The organism is Roseovarius sp. JB2-10 (assembly GCF_055693585.1).
The window spans coordinates 2,753,456-2,772,673 of the sequence record NZ_CM146337.1; the positions used below are offsets into that span (position 1 = coordinate 2,753,456).

Annotated in this window: 18 protein-coding genes; 9 read left to right on the plus strand and 9 right to left on the minus strand. The window is 57.5% G+C overall.

The features are described from left to right. Positions 1-13 precede the first annotated feature (13 nt). The 5 genes from ACZ1HJ_RS13845 to guaA all read right to left on the minus strand — a co-directional run bounded on the left by ACZ1HJ_RS13845 (position 14) and on the right by guaA (position 5,489). Positions 14-871: an ATPase gene (locus ACZ1HJ_RS13845; protein ID WP_472719240.1), complete on the minus strand. Its 858-nt coding sequence runs from the start codon at positions 869-871 to the stop codon at positions 14-16. Between the two features lie 122 nt (positions 872-993). Beyond that, the gene (locus ACZ1HJ_RS13850; RefSeq protein ID WP_472719241.1) at positions 994-2,064 is read right to left on the minus strand and encodes an outer membrane protein transport protein; all 1,071 of its coding nucleotides are present in this window, start codon (positions 2,062-2,064) and stop codon (positions 994-996) included. Between the two features lie 165 nt (positions 2,065-2,229). After that, the gene (locus ACZ1HJ_RS13855; RefSeq protein ID WP_472719242.1) at positions 2,230-3,105 is read right to left on the minus strand and encodes a DMT family transporter; all 876 of its coding nucleotides are present in this window, start codon (positions 3,103-3,105) and stop codon (positions 2,230-2,232) included. A gap of 38 nt (positions 3,106-3,143) precedes the next feature. Beyond that, positions 3,144-3,848, minus strand: coding sequence for a sulfotransferase (locus tag ACZ1HJ_RS13860; protein ID WP_472719243.1), 705 nt, complete (start codon positions 3,846-3,848; stop codon positions 3,144-3,146). Positions 3,849-3,911: 63 nt separating this feature from the next. Next, complete coding sequence (guaA, locus tag ACZ1HJ_RS13865; RefSeq protein ID WP_472719244.1) at positions 3,912-5,489, minus strand: glutamine-hydrolyzing GMP synthase; 1,578 nt, start codon at positions 5,487-5,489, stop codon at positions 3,912-3,914. Between the two features lie 194 nt (positions 5,490-5,683). On the opposite strand from guaA, the gene ACZ1HJ_RS13870 reads away from it, so the two are divergent. Continuing rightward, entirely contained in the window at positions 5,684-7,228 is a 1,545-nt protein-coding gene (locus ACZ1HJ_RS13870) for a trimethylamine methyltransferase family protein (protein WP_472719245.1), read from the plus strand. 31 nt (positions 7,229-7,259) lie between these two features. Here the strand turns inward: ACZ1HJ_RS13870 and ACZ1HJ_RS13875 are convergent, their stop codons facing one another. Further along, on the minus strand, positions 7,260-7,577 hold the full coding sequence (locus ACZ1HJ_RS13875; RefSeq protein WP_472719246.1) for a DUF6477 family protein: 318 nt from the start codon (positions 7,575-7,577) through the stop codon (positions 7,260-7,262). Positions 7,578-7,880: 303 nt separating this feature from the next. On the opposite strand from ACZ1HJ_RS13875, the gene ACZ1HJ_RS13880 reads away from it, so the two are divergent. After that, complete coding sequence (locus ACZ1HJ_RS13880; RefSeq protein WP_472719247.1) at positions 7,881-8,939, plus strand: DUF6456 domain-containing protein; 1,059 nt, start codon at positions 7,881-7,883, stop codon at positions 8,937-8,939. Between the two features lie 29 nt (positions 8,940-8,968). Here the strand turns inward: ACZ1HJ_RS13880 and ACZ1HJ_RS13885 are convergent, their stop codons facing one another. Next, positions 8,969-9,694 (minus strand): VIT1/CCC1 transporter family protein, encoded by a 726-nt coding sequence (locus tag ACZ1HJ_RS13885; protein ID WP_472719248.1) that lies wholly within the window; start codon positions 9,692-9,694, stop codon positions 8,969-8,971. 279 nt (positions 9,695-9,973) lie between these two features. Between ACZ1HJ_RS13885 and lipA the strand changes: the two genes are divergently transcribed. Then, positions 9,974-10,921 (plus strand): lipoyl synthase, encoded by a 948-nt coding sequence (gene lipA, locus ACZ1HJ_RS13890; protein WP_472719249.1) that lies wholly within the window; start codon positions 9,974-9,976, stop codon positions 10,919-10,921. An 84-nt stretch (positions 10,922-11,005) separates the two neighbouring features. Here the strand turns inward: lipA and mepK are convergent, their stop codons facing one another. Further along, on the minus strand, positions 11,006-11,575 hold the full coding sequence (gene mepK / locus ACZ1HJ_RS13895) for a peptidoglycan L,D-endopeptidase MepK (RefSeq protein WP_472719250.1): 570 nt from the start codon (positions 11,573-11,575) through the stop codon (positions 11,006-11,008). 325 nt (positions 11,576-11,900) lie between these two features. Here mepK and ACZ1HJ_RS13900 point away from each other — a divergent pair, with 325 nt between their 5' ends. Genes ACZ1HJ_RS13900 through ACZ1HJ_RS13915 form a run of 4 tightly spaced genes read left to right on the plus strand, consistent with a single transcriptional unit; the run spans position 11,901 to position 16,126 of the window. Further along, positions 11,901-13,511, plus strand: coding sequence for a L,D-transpeptidase family protein (locus ACZ1HJ_RS13900; RefSeq protein WP_472719251.1), 1,611 nt, complete (start codon positions 11,901-11,903; stop codon positions 13,509-13,511). Between the two features lie 27 nt (positions 13,512-13,538). Next, positions 13,539-14,630, plus strand: a complete 1,092-nt coding sequence (gene lpxD / locus ACZ1HJ_RS13905) for a UDP-3-O-(3-hydroxymyristoyl)glucosamine N-acyltransferase (RefSeq protein WP_472719252.1) — start codon at positions 13,539-13,541, stop codon at positions 14,628-14,630. Between the two features lie 33 nt (positions 14,631-14,663). Continuing rightward, positions 14,664-14,921, plus strand: coding sequence for an acyl carrier protein (locus tag ACZ1HJ_RS13910; RefSeq protein ID WP_472719253.1), 258 nt, complete (start codon positions 14,664-14,666; stop codon positions 14,919-14,921). After that, complete coding sequence (locus tag ACZ1HJ_RS13915; protein ID WP_472719254.1) at positions 14,918-16,126, plus strand: beta-ketoacyl-[acyl-carrier-protein] synthase family protein; 1,209 nt, start codon at positions 14,918-14,920, stop codon at positions 16,124-16,126. Before ACZ1HJ_RS13910 ends, ACZ1HJ_RS13915 begins: the two co-directional genes overlap by 4 nt. 73 nt (positions 16,127-16,199) lie before the next feature. On the opposite strand, the gene ACZ1HJ_RS13920 is transcribed toward ACZ1HJ_RS13915, so the two are convergent. Then, complete coding sequence (locus ACZ1HJ_RS13920; RefSeq protein WP_472719255.1) at positions 16,200-16,898, minus strand: invasion associated locus B family protein; 699 nt, start codon at positions 16,896-16,898, stop codon at positions 16,200-16,202. Between the two features lie 377 nt (positions 16,899-17,275). On the opposite strand from ACZ1HJ_RS13920, the gene ACZ1HJ_RS13925 reads away from it, so the two are divergent. Beyond that, positions 17,276-18,886 carry a helicase HerA-like domain-containing protein gene (locus ACZ1HJ_RS13925; protein WP_472719256.1) on the plus strand — a complete coding sequence of 537 codons (1,611 nt, stop codon included), beginning with the start codon at positions 17,276-17,278 and terminating at the stop codon, positions 18,884-18,886. A gap of 88 nt (positions 18,887-18,974) precedes the next feature. Continuing rightward, the gene (locus ACZ1HJ_RS13930; protein ID WP_472719257.1) at positions 18,975-19,217 is read left to right on the plus strand and encodes an exodeoxyribonuclease VII small subunit; all 243 of its coding nucleotides are present in this window, start codon (positions 18,975-18,977) and stop codon (positions 19,215-19,217) included. Position 19,218: the final 1 nt, after the last annotated feature.

Below are 19,218 nucleotides of genomic sequence, written 5' to 3' on the forward strand. Positions count from 1 at the left end.
AAGGCCTTGTGGGTCAGGCCGCATCCAGCGCGGATACGATCAACGCGTCGAAATCCGCAGCGGTTTTTACGGCAGCGACCTTTTGCGCGCTGACACTGATACCCCAATGCGCCATGGCCTCGTACCGGGGCTGGCGATGCGCCAACGCGCGCGCATAGGTCCAGCGAATGAAGGCATCAGGATCAACATCACCTTCTGATACGTTGTTTTCATTCAGATATTCCGCCCAGGCAGTATCGAGAAACTCGGGCTGATACGCCATTGGCTTGGGCGCACGATCAAACCGGCGGATCAGTTCCGCGGTGTGATCTTTGCTGCCTGTCAGGCGCACGAGCAGGCACCGGGATGCAAGCTCGCTCAGCAACGGATCTTTCGGGTCATTGCCATCCACCCATTCACAGATCGATCCGCCCGTATCGCAGATGAAATGCGGGTAGTCATAAAGCGCTTGCGCCCGGTCGATGAAATAGGCCGTGTCACGCAGTGCCGCAATTTCGGCAAGGCGGAACTGATCTTGCCGGTGACGGTATTCAGCAATCGGCAGACCGCCCTTTTTGGGGTCGCCGGGCTTGCCAAGGTAGGTCGACACGGGCGCCAGATTGTTGAAGGTGATATTGGAGCCGATATAGATCGAATCCGTCAGGAACAGGTCGCGCAGAAAGGGAACTTTCATCGCCTGCGCCTTGGCGTTATCGGCGATCAACTCACCCATGTAGCGCGTGCCGATGCGGTAATCGATCGAGTAATGAAACCACGCCCCCTGATCGCGCAGCATATTGGACAGGTGGGTTTTGCCCAAACCGGACATGCCGTAAAACAGCACCCGCTTGTGCGGCGCCTTCAACCAATCCTCAGCGCTTTTGTAGATCATCGCCTGTCCCTTTTGATCCCGTGGTACAAAGCGCGGCGGGGCGGGTCAAACCCTTAGAAACCCCAGCACGAAAAAAACCCGCCCCAAAAGGAGCGGGTTTTAATCTGTTTTCCGGGGTCGTCTTAGAAGCGCAGACCGACTTTCACGCCAGCGGCAAGAGCGCTGTTGTCGTCAAAGTTGGCGCCGATTGAGGTGATGGCGCTGCCCACGTCGAAATACTTGATACCGGTGGTCACTTCCCAGTTTTCGGTTTCGTATTTCACGGCCAGGCCGTAGCTGGTGAAGCCATCGCGGCCCGAGAGGTTACCCACGGTGTCGCCTTGGTCTTCTTCGTAACCGACGGTGAACGCACCGGACCAGTTTTCAGAGAAGCGGCGTCCCACACCCAACTCATAGGTCCAGATGTCCGATGGCTCGCTGGCAATGGCAACCGCGCCACCCAGGAAGTCCATTGGACGAATTTCGAACTCGGTCCATTCCTGCCAGCGGATCGAACCAAACACCAACGTGTCTTTTGCAACACCGCTTTGGGCGTGCAGCGTAACCGCTTGCGGGATGGTCACGTCAAACGGTGTACCTGTGTTGTCGGAGAAGCTGTGCTCAATCTCGGACTCGTAGGTCAGTGCGACCTTCAGTGCGATATCCGGGATCTGGTAGGCGGCACCCACGACGTAGCCAGCCTGATAATCCTTATCAACAGTCAGGTTATAGACCGGCGGCAGGGGCAGACCGGCGGTGCGGATTCTGACGTTGCCCGACAGGCTCTGGATGCGCAGGCCACCATAGGCGCTGACACGGTCAGTGAAGTTGTATTTGACCAAACCGGTCACGGCGAGGGAGTTCACCTCAGCGCTCGACGTGGCAAACGGGTAGGGCGATGGGCCCGGGTACTGAACATTCGCACCAACCGGTTCGTTGGCAACAATCGCGAAGCTCAGCTTTTCATTATACTGATGCTTGTAGCCGAGCGAATAGCTCTTGAATGTCTGTTGGATGTTGCCGGATCCCAGAGCGCCGCCCAACAGCGAACCGCTGACATTGGGGCTGACGGCCGCTGCCGAAAACTCAAGGTAGTTGCGTCCATCTTCATACAGGATCTGCGATCGATCACCGTCGCGTCCGATGCCACCGGCATGGGCGATGCCTGTCGTGGCCATGGTCAGCGCCGTGGCTGCCAGTGCGAATTTCTTCATGTTTCTCTCCTCACAAACATTTGAATCGACGCTTACAGGCCTTTACAAAATCGTCAAACATTAACGCCGCGTCACAACGGAGACGAGATCCCATAGGTGTTGTAACCGCCACACCTTTAGCGGGTAATTTGCAACGAGAGAGATGTGTAAGCGTCTGATAAGAAGCTACTTTCGCGTCTCGGACCAGATATTCACGTAGTTCGCGACGAAAATGATCACCGCGCCAAGGATGACAAACGCGTCAATTGCCTCGCTGTAAAACAGGTAACCAATGATAGCGATGACGGGAAGACGCGTGAAATCAATCGGCGTCACGACCGTGGCAGGCGCGATCGACAACGCCTTGGTCATACAGAAATGCGCCATCAATCCGCCGCACCCGATCACCATCAGCCAGGGCATTGATGCGGCCGAAGGCAAGGCGATGTCCCCGTCGAACCCGGCAAAGAGAATGCCAAAGATGGCCTGCATCACGGTCATGTAAAGCAGGATGCTGGCCAGGCTGGTTTTTGTGGTCAGGATTTTCGTGAACATGATCGCGCCCGCGAACCCTATTGCGGCAAGGGCGGCGGCGACGGTGCCTGCGTTGATCGTGTCGGGGCTGGGCCGGGCCACGATCAGGATACCGACGAAACCGATCAGCGCCGATAATGTGCGAATGCGCGTCAGCCGTTCGCCCAATACCAGTGGCGAGAGGATCAGCACCCACAGAGGTGCCGTGAATTCGAGCGCGAAGACCTGGGCCAACGGGATCGCGGTGAGGGCGTAGAACCACAGATTCTGACCCGCAAAGTGGCAGATGTTGCGGATCAGGTGCAGGCCTGTATGCCCGTGCCGAACCTGATGCCACGTGCTGGTCAGCGTAAGGCATGCCATTACGATCACCACGCCGACAAAGCTGCGGTACATCATGATTTCAAATGTATCGAGTTCGAAACTCACTGCGCGGCCGGCAATGGCCATCAATGTGAACGACACGATGGCGCCAATCATCCACAGCGCTGCACGCAGGACAGGGGAAGAGGCGGCGGTTGGTGTCATCCCGCGGTAGACAAGCGTAAGGCGCGGACCAGGATCATTCAGGTCTTGTTCGCATGGGGGACGTCAAAAGCGTATTCCGCGGGAATATCCAGGAATGTGCAAATCCGTTCGGTGGTCTTTTCTTTGGTCAGGTCAATCACCAGCAATTTGTCAGGTGCCGCGTCAAAATACCGTTTGATCCGGTTGTTGCGCCGCTCATAGCTGGCGATGTTGTAGTCCTTGTCATAGAGCTTGGACCAATCGGTCACCCGTTCATCGCCAATGAAATTGGTCAGCTGACGGATCTTGTTGGCATGGCCGTAGCCGGGAAAGAGATAGCGGAACTTTTCCTTCACATCGGCTTCGGTCACCTTGTTCAGATCATCCAGCCCGTGGACCTTTTTTTGATAACGGCAGAGCGATGAAAACCATTCTTCGGGGTCGCGCACCGTCAGGATGAACTTGCTTTCGGGGAAAAGGGCATCTGCCGCCACATAAAGATCTTCTTGCGAAAACGGCAGATCCTGAAACGCGTCATAATGCGCTACAAAACTTTTCAGCTCGTGGTAGTTGGTGGCAAAACACGCATGGGTCAGGCGCGCTTCCTGTTCCTGCTGGTCGGGCATGGCATAGCCATAACGCTGCAGGATCTCGCCCAGGGTGCTGGTGCCGGTCTTGTTGTAACCAATGCCGAAAATCTTGTTGAACCGCTTCCGGCTCAAAACGATGGGCCGCACGGATTGGGTAAACGCGTCGCTACTCACGGTATTGTCCTTCCCTCGGTCAGCGGGGTTCAGGATATGTTGCCACGGCAGTTTTCCCAATGGTTATTCCCACTCGATGGTGCCCGGCGGTTTCGAGGTGATGTCATAGGTCACCCGGTTGATGCCCTGCACTTCGTTGATGATCCGGGTTGCCGTCTCGCCCAGAAATTCGTGGCTGAAGGGATAATAATCCGCGGTCATGCCGTCCACGGAATTCACCGCGCGGAGCGCACAGGCAAAATCATAGGTCCGCCCGTCGCCCATCACGCCCACGGTGCGCACCGGCAGGATGGCAACAAAGGCCTGCCAAATCTCATCGTAGAGCCCGTGTTTGCGGATCTGGTCGATATAGACCGCATCGGCCTTGCGCAGAATCTCCAGCTTTTCGCGGGTGATCTCTCCGGGGCAGCGGATGGCAAGGCCCGGGCCGGGAAAGGGGTGGCGGCCAATGAAGCTGTCCGGCAGGCCCAACTCACGGCCAAGCGCGCGAACCTCATCCTTGAAAAGTTCGCGCAGCGGTTCGACCAGCTTCAAGCCCATCTTTTCCGGCAGGCCGCCCACATTATGATGCGATTTGATGGTGACCGATGGCCCGCCCGAAAAACTGACCGATTCGATCACATCCGGGTAAAGCGTGCCCTGCGCCAGAAACTCTGCGCCCTCGATCTGATTGGCATATTTCTGGAACACGTCAATAAAGAGCCGCCCGATGATTTTGCGTTTGGTTTCGGGGTCGGACTGGCCTTCGAGCTCGCCCAGGAACAGTTCGGATTCGTCCGCATGTATGAGCGGGATATTGTAATTGTCGCGGAACATGGTGACGACTTCATCCGCCTCATTCATCCGCAAGAGGCCGTGATCGACAAAGACACATGTCAGCTGATCGCCGATCGCCTCGTGGATCAGCACGGCGGCAACCGAACTGTCGACCCCGCCCGAGAGGCCACAAATCACCTGCTTGTCACCGACCTGTTCGCGGATCTTGCGAATGGCCTCTTCGCGGTAGGCCCCCATCGTCCAGTCGCCGGTAAATCCAGCGGCGCGCACGAAGTTTTCATAGATCATCTTGCCGTTCGGCGTGTGGTGGACCTCGGGGTGGAACTGCACCGCGTAAAAATTGCGGTCCGTATCGGCGGTGATCGCATAGGGCGCATTGGGCGAGGTGCCAAACACCTCAAAGCCCGGCGCCAGCTTGCTGACGTGATCGCCATGGCTCATCCAGACCTGTTCTTTGTCGTCCGCAAACCACCGTTCCAGCAGGCCGAGCTTTTCCGCCGTGGGCGTCACGAACGCGCGTCCAAATTCGGCCGTACCGCCGCCACCGGAAATCTTGCCGCCCTCAACCTGACCTCCCAGGTCCTGCATCATCACCTGCTGGCCATAACAAATGCCCAGGATCGGCACGCCCATGGTGTAAGCCGCCTGGGGCGGGCGCGGACTGCCCTCGCGGGTGACCGAATCCGGACCGCCGGAAAAGATGATGGCCTTGGGCGCAAAGGCAGTCAGAAACTCATCGGTGACATTCTGATACGGGTGAATTTCGCAATAGACATTCAGCTCTCGCAGGCGGCGGGCAATCAGCTGCGTCACCTGGCTGCCGAAGTCGATGATCAGAAGGCGGTCATGGGATGTCTGGCTCATGCTCCGCCTCGTAGGACACAGGCCCGCATTACGCAAGTCTTCGCGTCGTCTTGGTACAAATTCTTATGCATCCGTGCACAATGTCGTTTTCCCGTCTCAAGGGGCGCAAATCCGCCGTGGGGGTGGCGGAGGCTGAGGTAAAAATAGCCAAACAGCACCGCCTACAGGTGTGCCGAAAGACAAGGGTAAGACATATGGCCGAGGCAACAGCCCGCAGACGTGGACGTGGGGGCGGCGGCGCCGCTCGCCGCGCGGAACGCACCGCCGTGAAAATCGAAACAGCGAAGTTCATCGAGCGCAAAATTCCGAATTTCGAGATTTTGAACGACGAAGCGTTGGAGATTATCGAGGCCAACGCCGACACTATTCTCGAAGAAGTGGGGGTGAATTTTGTCGACAACCCTGCCGCGCTTGAGCGCTGGCGTGAGGCCGGCGCTGATGTTGATGGTGAGCGGGTACGTATCCCGCGCGGACTGGCACGCAAACTCTGCTCGACCGCGCCGTCGGAATTTACGCAACATGCGCGTGACCCCGAAAAAAACGTCGTCATCGGTGGCAAGAACCTGGTGCTGGCGCCGGTCTATGGCCCTCCTTTCGTGCGCGATGCCGCGGGCGGTCGTCGCTATGCCACGATGGATGATTTCAACAAGTTCGTGAAGCTGGCCTATATGTCGAAATGGTTGCACCATTCCGGCGGTACCGTGTGCGAGCCCACGGATATTCCCGTCAATAAGCGCCATCTTGATATGTTGATGGCGCACATGACGCTAAGCGATAAGCCCTTTATGGGGTCGGTCACCGACCCAAGCCGCGCACAAGACAGCGTGGATATGTGCGGCATCCTTTTTGGTGAAGAATTCGTTCAGCAAAATACGGTGATGACCTCGCTAACCAACATCAACTCGCCCATGACATTTGACGATGTGATGATGGGCGCGCTTGAGGTCTATGCAGAAAACAATCAGGCCTGCATCATTTCGCCCTTTATCGTGGGCGGGGCCATGGCGCCGGTTTCGGTTGCCGGCACGTTGACGCAAGTGCTGGCCGAAGTGCTGGCCGGCGTGGCCTATAACCAACTGGTGCGTCCCGGTGCGCCCGCGATCTTCGGCGCGTTTGTCAGCTCCATCGATATGGGCTCTGGCGCGCCGACATTCGGAACCCCCGAGGCGTCACTGGTCACCTATGGCGCTGGGCAATTGGCACGACGTTTGAACCTGCCATTCCGGTCCTCAGGATCGTTCTGTGGCTCAAAACTTCCCGATGCGCAGGCAGCTTATGAAACGGCAAACAGCCTGAATATGGGGCTGATGTCAGGCGTCAACTTCATGCTGCATTCCTGCGGGTGGCTGGAAGGCGGTCTGGTCGCGGATTTCGAGAAATTCGTGATGGATGCGGACCAGCTGGGTGCTTTGCACCAAATGGCGCAGGGCGTGGCAATGGATGAAAACGGTCAGGCCATGGGCGCCATTCGCGAAGTTGGTCCTGGCGGGCATTACCTGGGGTGTGAACACACGCAGTCGAACTTCAAGGATGCGTTCTGGAAATCAAACCTGTTTGACTACAAACCGTTTGAAACCTGGACGGAAGAGGGTGAGCGCGACACTTACGCGCTGGCGACAAACCGTGTGGCGTATCTCTTGGACAATTACCAGCAACCGGCGCTCGATCCGGCCATCAATGAGGCGCTTAACGCCTATGTGACCGAGAAAAAAGCGTCGATGCCGGATGCGTTTACCTGACGGGCGGACCCGCTGAGAACGCATCTGGCGGTTATCTGGCGATCGAACGCAGCGGTGCAATCGAGTGTTGCGTCGTGCGCATGATGCGGGCTTCGGCCATCATGGCGATCAATAGATCGACATGTTTGACAGGGGAATATCCCGCGTCCCGGTCCCGGCGCAGATCGTTCAATCCTGATTCGATTTCCACAAGCTGGGCCAGCGCCGTCCCGCTTCTGGGCAGGGGTCCCTGTCCCAGATGGCGACGCAAATGCACGTCGCGCCGATAATCTGCCATGCCAATTCTGGCTGCCCGGATCAAAAGCCGAGGTCGTTTAAGGCTGTCGAGTTTTTGTAGTAGGTCGTTCATTGTGGTCTCCCCAATTTAACCGCCACCATGTTTGACACAACCAATACGGGTGTTGCGTGTGCGAACCCTCCAGCGTTCGGAGGGCTGTGCAATTGTTCACACCATGGAAACAATGCTTGGAAAGTTCGCAACAATTAACGAACCGGTAATATTTGCTCGCTTAGGTTGTGTGAGGCCGGAGAAATCCGGTCTGTGAAGGGCTTCGGATTGGGTAGAGACTGGACTATGGGGCAGGAGCAACGGTCATATGCTGGCTTGAAAGAGCTGCCGTCTTGGCTGCCTGAATCCGCTCTTCATTATCTCATGCACACCGAAACAGGTACGTCGATCCGGGCCCTTGCCCGAGATGCAGGGTGCCATGCGTCGACCATATTGCGTCAGATCCGTGTGTTCGAAACACGGCGCGACGATCTGTTGGTCGATCAGGCCCTCCGGCGATTGGGTCGGCGGTTTTACGGGGCAAAAGATTCCGGTTCTCCGTTTATGGAGACCAAGATGACGGCAATGTCCAAAGTTGAAATTGAAGAAGAAACCCTGTCGGAAGCGCGGCTGAAAAAGGAAAGCCGCCGGATTTTGCGCAATCTGTGCGAAACCGGCGCTGTCATGGCGGTGGCGGCAGAAATGGACAAGGCCGTTGTCGTGCGCGAAAGCGGCGACGGGCAGTCGGTGCGCACGGGCATTGTGGATCGTGAGATTGCCGAGGCAATGGCGCTGAAAGAATGGATTGCGTGTGATGCGCCGGGCCGCATTGCGCGCTACCGGATCACCCGGTCGGGCCGGGCCGCATTGAATATGCTGCTGGCCGAGGCGGAAAACGCAGCGGTTGGTTTTGCCGAAGCGCAGGCCTCCTTCGAAGGCGCGCCGCTGGATGATGAAAAAGAGGGTCTGTCAGGATCAGACGCGTCGGACCGCGCCAAGCGCGTGCGCTACAACATGGCGGAAACGCCCTTATCGGCACTGGCGCGCCGCAAGGATCGCAATGGCGAGCCGTTTTTGGCGCATGAACTGGTCCGGGCCGGTGAACGGTTGCGCGAAGATTTCGAGCTGGCGCAGATGGCGCCCCGGGGCGAGGCCAACTGGGACAAGTTCCTGATCAACACAGAACGCGCGATTGCGCCGCTTGATGGCTCCGCGCGCGGTGCCGAGGCCGCGCGCAATCGAGTCACCAGCGCGCTGCGCGAGCTGGGCCCAGGCCTGGGTGACGTTGCGCTGCGGTGCTGCTGTTACCTCGAGGGTCTGGAGCGCGCGGAGAAGCGCATGGGATGGTCGGCCAGATCTGGTAAAATCGTTCTGCGCATCGCTTTGCAGCGCTTGAAGCGGCACTACGATGATCTGGGCGATGCCGGTGGCATGATCGGGTAAACGGGCGTTCTCTGACATCGAAACAGAGTTCAGCCGCCGACAATCCAACCAACACCAAAGGCAACTGCGGCACAAATGGCACCGACCAGAACGGTCTCGCCCACAGTGCGCACCATCCGCTCACCCGTGGCACTCCATCGCAGCAAACCAAGCGCGGTGAGTGCCGCAAAGGTCGCGACCAGTGACAGCGTAAAGGTCTGGCTGGTGGCGTCGTAAATGAAATACGGGATCAGCGGCACAGCTCCAAAAACCACAAAGGCGGCAAAGGTGAAGAGGCCGTTCAGCGCAGGGCTCTCCTCGTCCGGATCTTGCATGCCAAACTCATAGGTCATCATCAGATCAGCCATGATTTCCGGATGTCGGGCCAAGATCGCGGCCGTCGTGTCGGCCTCACCCGCGGGCAAACCACGTTGGCGCAGGATTTCAAATAGCTCCATTTGCTCCTGCTGCGGATTGCTCAGAATTTCGTCCAGTTCGCTTTTGCGCCGTCGCCGATAAAGGTCATGTTGTGACCTCAGCGACAGAAACTCACCCAGCCCCATGCTGACGGCATCCGCGAAAAGGTTCGCCAACCCGAAGACCAGAACAGCGATTCCTCCGATTTGGGCGACACCTTCGGCGGCGGCCCCGGCAAAACCGGCCACAATGGCAAAGGTGGTGACAATCCCATCGTTACCGCCATAGACGATCTGTTTCAGAAATTCCTGGGTGCGCCCGAGAGAATGCGCCTCGCGGCGATGCGCCTGCCAATCCATTACGATGCGAACCCTTTTTCTATTCTGGCTGAAACAGAATAGGGGCTGCGCAGGCCTGTTGAAAGGTCTGATCTGAAAGCGCAAACGTGTAAAAACAGCACGTAAAAGGCCCGCGACCCCGAAGGGTACACGAGCCGAACTAACACAAGGGCACTTTTTAACGATGGATACTTGTTACGAAACTGCGTTGCCTGCATGGCAGCTTTGCAGAACTGGTACTTTCCACCGCCGTTGACTATATATGGGAGGTGTTACCAAAACATTCGCGGGGAATAATTCGTGCGCGACCTCAAACTGCCCGAACAGCGTCATCCTGAAAAAGCACATCGTCCGGACAATGCGCAGCCGCGCAAGCCGGACTGGATCAGGGTCAAAGCCCCAACCAGCAAGGGGTATTTCGAAACCCGCAGCATCATGCGAGAGCACAAGCTGGTTACCGTGTGTGAAGAGGCCGGATGCCCGAATGTGGGCGAATGCTGGAGCCAGGGTCACGCGACGATGATGATTATGGGGGAGGTGTGTACCCGCGCCTGTACCTTCTGCAATATTGCGACGGGCAAGCCGCCTGAAGACCTTGATGCGTTTGAGCCGGGCAGGGTGGCCGATGCGGTGCAAAAACTGGGGTTGAACCATGTGGTGGTCACCAGCGTGGACCGCGATGATGTCAAGGATGGCGGCGCCGCGCATTTCGCCCAGACGATTCGGGCCATTCGTCATCGCAGCCCAAAAACCACAATTGAAATTCTGACACCTGACTTTCTGAACTGCGATCCGAGCGTTCTGGAGGTTGTTGTTGAGGCCAAGCCGGACGTGTTCAACCACAATCTGGAAACGGTGCCCGGGCTTTATCCCGAAGTGCGCCCCGGTGCGCGGTATTTCCATTCGCTGCGTTTGCTGCAGCGGGTCAAGGAACTGGATCCGACCATGTTCACGAAATCCGGCATCATGGTGGGTCTGGGCGAAGATCGCCAATCTGTGCATCAGGTGATGGATGATGCCCGCGCGGCCAACATCGATTTTCTGACCATCGGTCAGTATCTGCAGCCAACGCCCAAGCATCACGCCGTGGATCGTTTCATAACGCCAGAAGAATTTGCCGCTTATGAAAAGGCGGCATATGGCAAAGGTTTCCTGATGGTTTCAGCTACACCGCTGACGCGGTCGTCGTACCACGCGGGCGATGACTTCGCGCGGTTGCAGGAAGCGCGTAACGCCAAGTTTGCCTGACGTCACATTGCGATGTGAAAAAGAAAAAACCGGCCCGCAACAGGACCGGTGTTCAATTCTTTGGCAGGTGCCGCAGACCGGAGGTTAACCGCCCCAGCTGCGCACAGGACCGCAATCCATATGCACAAAATTGCTGCGCGAATACCGCCCCACGCCGCCACCACGACAGGCCACGGCGGCACGGTACATCTGCGTAACCGAACGGGACGAGAGCCGTAGGTCAGCCGCCTCACCTTTGAGGTGGCGAGAATTCTTGGCAACACCGCGGGACCGGCTGCGTAGCATGGAATTTGTTTTGGGGCTCCGGTAGCCCGACAGCAATGTGTAGGGCTCACTCGCATCGAGCAGGTTATGACTTGCTGACAAGATGTCGATGGTGCGGGTGTCGATGGCTTTCACGTCATTGGTGCGCCAGTCACGCATGAAGAGCGCAATTTCTTTCAGCGCATCTTTGATGTAGTCACCCTCGATCCAGTAGATCGTATCAATCCGTTCACCCGTGCGCGGCGATGTCATTCGGATGCGGCGAATATCGCCTGCCCCCCGAAGAAGCCCGGCGGCGTTGGTGTACGTAGGTGCGGCTAGAAGTGTCGTGGCTGCAAAAGCGCCCAAGACCCCGCGTCGGGTCATGCCCGTAGAGTTTTTTACCGTCATTAGTTAGCGCCTGTCCCGTCGCTTACCTGTGTGCCTGCGTTTTGCAGGGTTGCTATCTCATCCCCAGATGCAGATCCGTTATTACACAAACGGAATCACCAACCAAGGGGCTTATGAAACACAAAGAACGTATCCCCGCGTTTCGGCGAAATTTTGCGCATATTGCCTGTTTTGTGTTGAGCTTTCGTGAACGACGATGCGCTTGCGCCGCAGTCACCACACTGATTAACCAGATGATAAAGATTTGATTGGACTTAAATTGACAGCTTGGACGATAGAAGCGTTAGATAGAGCAATCGTGCATTTTATGAGGAGGCAGGTTTCAATGTTGGGTTCGGGGCGGCGATTTTCATTTGCTATTTTCTTGTCATCAGCACTTGCCTTAGGTGCGTTTCTGACCCCTTCAGGGGGCGTCGCGCAAACAATGGCGTTCAAACAGGCAATCGCCGAAACCGCGGCCAAGGACCGAGACCTTGCAGCTTTTTATCAGGCCAATGATTACTCAGGGATTTGGACCGGCGAGGGCGACAAAGACCGCCAACGCCGTCAGGAATTGCTGCGCGCGATCAAGTCGGTCGGAATGCACGGCCTGCCTGCCGAACGCTACGATGCCGATGGGCTGATGGCGCGGATGAAGGCGGCAAAATCCGACCGGGAACGTGGCCAGATCGAAGTTGAACTGAGCCGGACCTTTGTGCTGTTGGCCCGCGATCTGCAATCCGGTGTCCTGATCCCGTCGGAGGTCGATAGCGAGATCAAACGCACGCCTAACCGTCCGGAACATGGCGATTTTCTGAATGCCCTGACGCAAAGCAATCCACGCAGTTTTTTCCGTGCGCTTCCACCGGCCACCAATGAATATGCACGCCTGTTGAAAGCGAAACTGCGCCTTGAAGCGCAACTGACGCAAGGCGGATGGGGGCAGGCGGTGCCCGCAAAATCCTTGAAGCCCGGCGCGACGGGACCTGCTGTAATTGCGTTGCGCAACAGATTGATATCAATGGGATATATGCGTAGAACGCCGGGTCAGTCTTACGATGGAACGATCTCCAAAGCGGTGCAGAAATTTCAACAGGACCATGGCCTTGAAGCCGACGGTGTTGCTGGTGCTGGCACAATGACGGCGATTAATACAACCGCGCAGGAAAGGCTCCAGTCAGTTGTTGTGGCACTGGAGCGCGAACGCTGGCTGAACCAACCGCGCGGGTCCCGGCATATTTTGGTTAACCTCACCGATTTCAGTGCCCGTATCATCGACAATGACAGCGTAACGTTTGAAACCCGCGCCGTTGTCGGAAAGAACGACAGTGACCGCCGTAGTCCGGAATTCTCGGATGAGATGGAGCATATGGTGATCAATCCGACATGGAACGTGCCACGATCAATTGCCACCAAAGAATATCTGCCAATGCTTAAACGCAATCCGAATGCGGTCAGCCATCTGGTGATCTATGACCGTCGCGGACGCAAGGTGAACCGCGGGGCGGTGAATTTCAACGCATTCAACACGCGCAACTTTCCGTTTGCGATCAAACAGCCGCCGTCGCGTCGCAATGCGTTGGGGTTGGTGAAATTCATGTTCCCCAACAAATACAATATCTATCTGCACGACACGCCCGCCAAAGATCTGTTTTCACGCAATAAACGTGATTTCAGCCATGGCTGCATCCGGCTGCACCAGCCCTTCGACTTTGCGTATGAGATGTTGTCCAAGCAGGAAAGCAACCCCAAGTCATTCTTCCACGCCAAACTGGATACGGGCCGCGAAACCGTTGTGCCGCTTGAGAAAAACGTGCCCGTGCACATCATTTACCGCACGGCCTTCACCAAAGCCCAAGGGCGCATTCAGTTCCGTGGCGATGTCTACGGGCGGGATGCAAAAATTTGGAAAGCACTGGCCAAGGCAGGGGTTTCACTAGACCAAGTTCAGGGATAAACCACTCTCCAAAAGCAGGAGAGTGCCTTGTCCTACACGGTTGAACAGATTGCAGCGGCACTTGGGGCAACCGCCTTGGGTGACGTGAACGTGGAAATTGATGGCGTCGCCGAACCCGCAGATGCAACCAAGCGGGATTTGGCGATGGCGCTGAAGCCCGAATATGCAGCAAATCTGAACGATGGCGCGGCGCGCGCCGCCATGGTGTGGGACGGCGCGGACTGGCAATCCATGGGGCTTGAAGCCGCGATCATTTCGCCGCGTCCGCGCTATGCGATGTCGGGGTTGACCACGATGATGGACCCGGGTCAGGGATGGTCTGATGGCATTCACCCGACGGCCTTTGTCGACGAAAAAGCCAAACTGGCACCGGGCGTCACCGTCGGGCCACTCGCCGTCATATGTGGCGGCGCGGAAATTGGCGCCGGTACGGTTGTGGGCCCGCAATGCTTTGTCGGGACCGATACCAAAATTGGAACAATGGGTTTTTTGCGTGAAGGTGTGCGCATCGGCGCGCGTGTCACCATTGGCGAGCGGTTCATCGCACAGCCCGGTGCCGTGGTTGGCGGCGACGGGTTTTCCTATGTCACGCCCGAAAAATCATCCGTCGAACAGGCCCGCCAGACCCTTGGTGATCAGGGCGATATGCAATCGCAAGCCTGGACTCGTATCCACAGCCTTGGCGGTGTGACCATCGGCGATGATGTCGAACTCGGCTCGAACTGCACGGTTGACCGCGGCACCATCCGCGACACGCGCATTGGCAACGGCACAAAGATCGACAACCTTGTCATGGTCGGCCACAACGTCGAGATCGGCAATGACAGTTTGCTGTGTGGGTGCGTCGGCATCGCGGGGTCCACCAAGATCGGCAATAACGTGGTTCTGGGCGGTCAGACCGGTGTCAGCGACAATATTTTCATCGGAGACAACGTCATCACCGGCGGTGGCACGATTGTGCTCTCAAACATCCCCGAGGGGCGCGTGATGTTGGGGTATCCGGCAATGAAAATGGAAACCACGATGGAGGTTTTCAAAGGGCTGCGTCGTCTCAAGCGTCTATTTGGCGATGTCGCCGAGTTGAAGAAAACAGTTTCCAAGACTGATCCGAGTGACTAAGTCGAGCGCAATCAAAGCTGGAAGGCGACAGGAATGAGCATCAAGGATCGTGTTATCGGGATTATCGCCGAGCAGGCGGTGCTGGAACCCTCCGACGTGACCGAGGACAGCACACTGGAAAGTCTGGGCATCGATAGTCTGGGACTGGTTGAAAGTATCTTTGCCATTGAAGAGGAATTCGACATCACGGTGCCCTTCAACGCCAATGAACCGCAACAGGGTGATTTTGATATCTCAACCGTGGCGTCGATCATTGCCGGGATTGAAAAACTGGTGAAAGAGCAATCGTGAAACGCGTCGTCATAACCGGGGCGGGAAGCATCAACGCCCTCGGACACACGGTGCCCGAAACCCTTGAAGCCATGCGCGAAGGGCGCTGCGGCATTGGTGAACTGGCGTTCAAGGATGTCGAGCGCTTGTCGATCCGCATTGGCGGGCAAGTTACCGGCTATGACGCCGAGGCGCGTTTTAATCGTCAGCAACTGGCGCTTTATGACCGCTTCACGCAATTCACTCTCATCGCGGCCCAAGAGGCGATTTCCCAGTCAGGTCTGGAGTTTTCCGGCGCCTTGGCTGCGAAATCGGGCGTTGTGATGGGCAATTCGGGCGGGGGGATGACCACGCTCGATGAAAATTACCGCTCGGTCTATGAGGACGGCAAAAACCGGGTGCACCCCTTCGTGGTACCCAAGCTGATGAACAACGCCGCCGCGGGCCATATTTCGATGGAATATAACCTTAAGGGCCCCAGTTTTACGGTCTCTACCGCCTGTGCGTCGTCCAACCACGCCATGGCGCAGGCGTTCCAGATGGTGCATGGCGGCTCGGCCCCGGTGATGATCACGGGCGGTTCGGAATCAATGCTGTGCTTTGGCGGGGTCAAGGCCTGGGAAGGGCTGCGGGTGATGTCCAAGGACGGCTGCCGCCCGTTTTCGGCCAATCGCAATGGCATGGTGCAGGGCGAAGGCGCGGGCGTCTTTGTCTTTGAAGAGTACGAACATGCGCGCAAACGCGGTGCCGAAATCCTGGCCGAGGTGGCCGGTTTCGCCATGACCTCGGACGCCTCGGACATCGTGATGCCCTCGAAACAGGGCGCGGCGCGGGCGATGCGCGGGGCGCTGGCCGATGCGCGGCTTGATCTGGACACGGTCGGCTATATCAACGCCCATGGCACCGGGACGGCGGCCAATGACAAGACTGAATGCGCGGCCGTCGCGGATGTGTTCGGCCATCACGCGGACAAGCTGATGATCAGCTCCACCAAGTCCATGCACGGGCACTGCATTGGCGGCACCGGCGCGGTGGAACTATTGGCGTGCATCATGGCTCTGCGCGACGGCGTGATTGCCCCCACGATCGGCTATGAAGACCCCGATCCGGAATGCGCCTTGGATGTTGTGCCCAACGAGGCGCGGGAGGCAGAGGTCAAAGTGGCCCTGTCAAACGCCTTTGCCTTCGGTGGATTGAACGCGGTGCTGGCGCTGAAACGCGTTTGACGGATCGTGCTCTGGAGCAATCAAAAATGCCACCCCGAAAGAGGCGGCACTTTGTGTAAGCATCGGTCAGAAATCAGTTCTGGATCGTCGACACGTTGTCAAATGCAGCCGTGAAACCTGTCAATGACGCCTTGATATCGACCCGCTGATCGGGGGCCTGTGCAGGCACGATTTGCAAGAGGGCCGTGGCACCGCGTTTGAAGGCCGCAAGATCATCGTTGCTCAACCCGATCCGGGCAAAGCAGCCGACCACGCTGCAAAACGAATACGCAAATGTTTTTGCGGGCCCGCCATCCACGGACATGCGCAATTGCTGTGTCAGCAGCGTCTCCAACGGAACGATGATCGTGGCACCGGCGGCGACTTGTCCACTCTCGGGCAGTTTGAAGATGCTGATCTCCGCGACCGGATTTCCGGCCTCTTCAGTCAGCAGCTGGTACATCTGGCACAGGTCTTCCTGATCCTGACTGCGAAAACACTTCAGCTGCCAGTCGCCATAAACGGCTTTGATGTAGGTTGGGTCCTCCACAACCTCACGGCCCAGATCAAGCTCCGAGGCAACAGATGTGTCATCGCCGCTCTCTTGCGCGTCTTCTGCGGTGTCTTCGGTTGCGTCGGATGTCTCCGCCGCGTCTGTTCCATCGGCAGACGGTTCAGCGGCTTCCGTTTGTGCGGCATCATCGGTTTCGGTGGTGGTCGTCTGTTGCGCGTGCAGTGCAGAGCCAAATGCGAATGCGGCGATGAAGGTCAGAGCGTAGGAAAATTTGGGCATCGGTTCCCCATATCGAAATTGTTACGTGTTCTCTGCGCTCTAACATGGCGCAAACCCGGTGTCAGGTCAAAATCATGTGCACAATGCCGGCCCAGAGCGTGAACCCGCCAGCCGTTTGAGAATTTGCAGAAAAAAGGGGGGCCGAAAAACCGAAAAGAGGCCGCGAGGCCTCTTCTCTCTGTATCTCCCTGCCGGACTGGCCGGCTTATTGTGAGAGGGACGCTAGGACAGATGTCAGCAGCGGTCAACAGGCAAGACATAAAAAATTTGCGAGAAAAAAGGGCCGCACCCGAAGGCGCGGCCAGTCTGACAGGGAGGAAGTCACCCAGAGCCAAGAGGACATGAGGCCCCGGGTCGATATTCATACTGGCAGTAAAATGTTAACCGAGTATGTTCAGACCGTGAAAAAAGTTGGACAGGGGAAGAGAGTCGTGGAAAATCAGGTGTTTGTCGGTGGCGGCGGGGCGGAATATGGCGAAAAACAAGGCCTGAATCTCAAATATGCCAACCGTCACGGCCTGATTGCAGGGGCAACCGGGACCGGCAAGACGGTCACTTTGCAAATTCTGGCAGAGGGATTCGCGGCCGCGGGCGTGCCGGTTTTCCTCTCAGATGTGAAGGGAGACCTCTCCGGGCTCGCCGCCGCAGGGGACGCGGCGTTCAAATTGCATGATGCTTTTACCAGCCGGGCCGAGACAATCGGGTTCACGGACTACCAGTACGGCGCGTTTCCGGTTACCTTCTGGGATCTCTTTGGCGAACAGGGCCATCCGGTACGAACCACCGTTGCGGAGATGGGCCCCTTACTTTTGTCGCGCCTTCTGGAACTCACCGAAGCACAGGAAGGGGTGATGAACATCGCCTTCCGCGTGGCCGATGAACAGGGGATGGCGCTCCTTGATCTCAAGGATCTGCAGGCGTTGCTTGTCTGGGTCGGTCAAAACGGCAAAACACTGTCGCTGCGTTATGGCAATGTCTCAACCCAATCCGTGGGCGCCATTCAACGGCAATTGCTGGTTCTGGAAAATCAAGGCGGCACCAAACTCTTTGGGGAGCCCGCGCTCGACCTCAAGGACCTGATGCTGGTGGATCCGGATGGGCGTGGCCGCATAAACATCCTATCCTCTGACAAATTGATGGGCGCGCCGCGGCTCTATGCAACCTTTCTGCTGTGGCTTCTGAGCGAGCTCTTCGAGACGCTGCCGGAGGTCGGAGACCCGGACAAACCCAAGCTCGTGTTTTTCTTTGATGAGGCGCATCTTTTGTTTGAAGACGCGCCCAAGGCATTGGTTGAAAAGGTCGAGCAGGTGGCGCGTCTGATCCGGTCCAAGGGCGTTGGCGTTTATTTCATCACGCAAAACCCCGATGACGTGCCCGAAGATATTCTGGGCCAGTTGGGCAACCGGTTCCAACACGCCCTGCGCGCCTTTACCGCCCGCGATCAGAAAGCGTTGACCCGCGCGGCCGAAACCTATCGGCCCAATCCGCGCTTTGACACCGCAGATGCCATTCGCGATGTCGGCGTGGGCGAGGCCGTCACCTCCATGCTGCAGAAAAAGGGCGTGCCGGGCATTGTGGAACGCACCCTGATCCGCCCGCCTTCCTCCAAGCTGGGGCCAATCGACGCCGCGACCCGTGCCGCCGTGATTGCGGGATCCCCATTGGCGGGGAAATATGACGTGTCGGTCGATCGCGAATCTGCCTATGAAGTGCTCGCCGCGCGCGCCGAGGAGGCCGCCAAGGAAGCCGAAGAGGCCGAAACCAAGGCGGAAGAACAATCGGCAGCCGAACGCGAGTTCAACGCAGGCCGCCGGTACACCGGCATCAAGGTCGCGCGTTCATCATCGCGCAGCCGCAAGGCGCGTGACGTGTCGATGGGTGAAAGTCTGGGCAAGGCCGTGACCAATGTCGTGCTCAAGGAACTCAAAGGCACCACCGGGCGCCGCATCGTACGCGGCATTCTGGGCGGTTTGTTCAAAGGGCGATAACCGCGAAGCGAAACTCTTCCGAATTGAACCCCGGCGCGGCCCCGTTTATGGTGCCGCCAACCCCGCTGCCAAGCCACAGGATGCCGCCATGAGTGATACCCCGATTTCCGAAATGTCGTTCGAAGAAGCGATGCGCGCTCTGGAGCAAGTAGTGGGCCAGCTTGAGCGTGGCGATGTGGCATTGGAGCAATCCATCACGCTTTATGAACGCGGCGCAGAACTCAAGAAACGCTGCGAGACCAAGCTGAAGGAAGCCGAAGAAAAAGTGGCGGCATTGACGCTGGATGGCGATGGTAACCCAACGGGTACAACGCCCGTCGAAGACCAGTAAC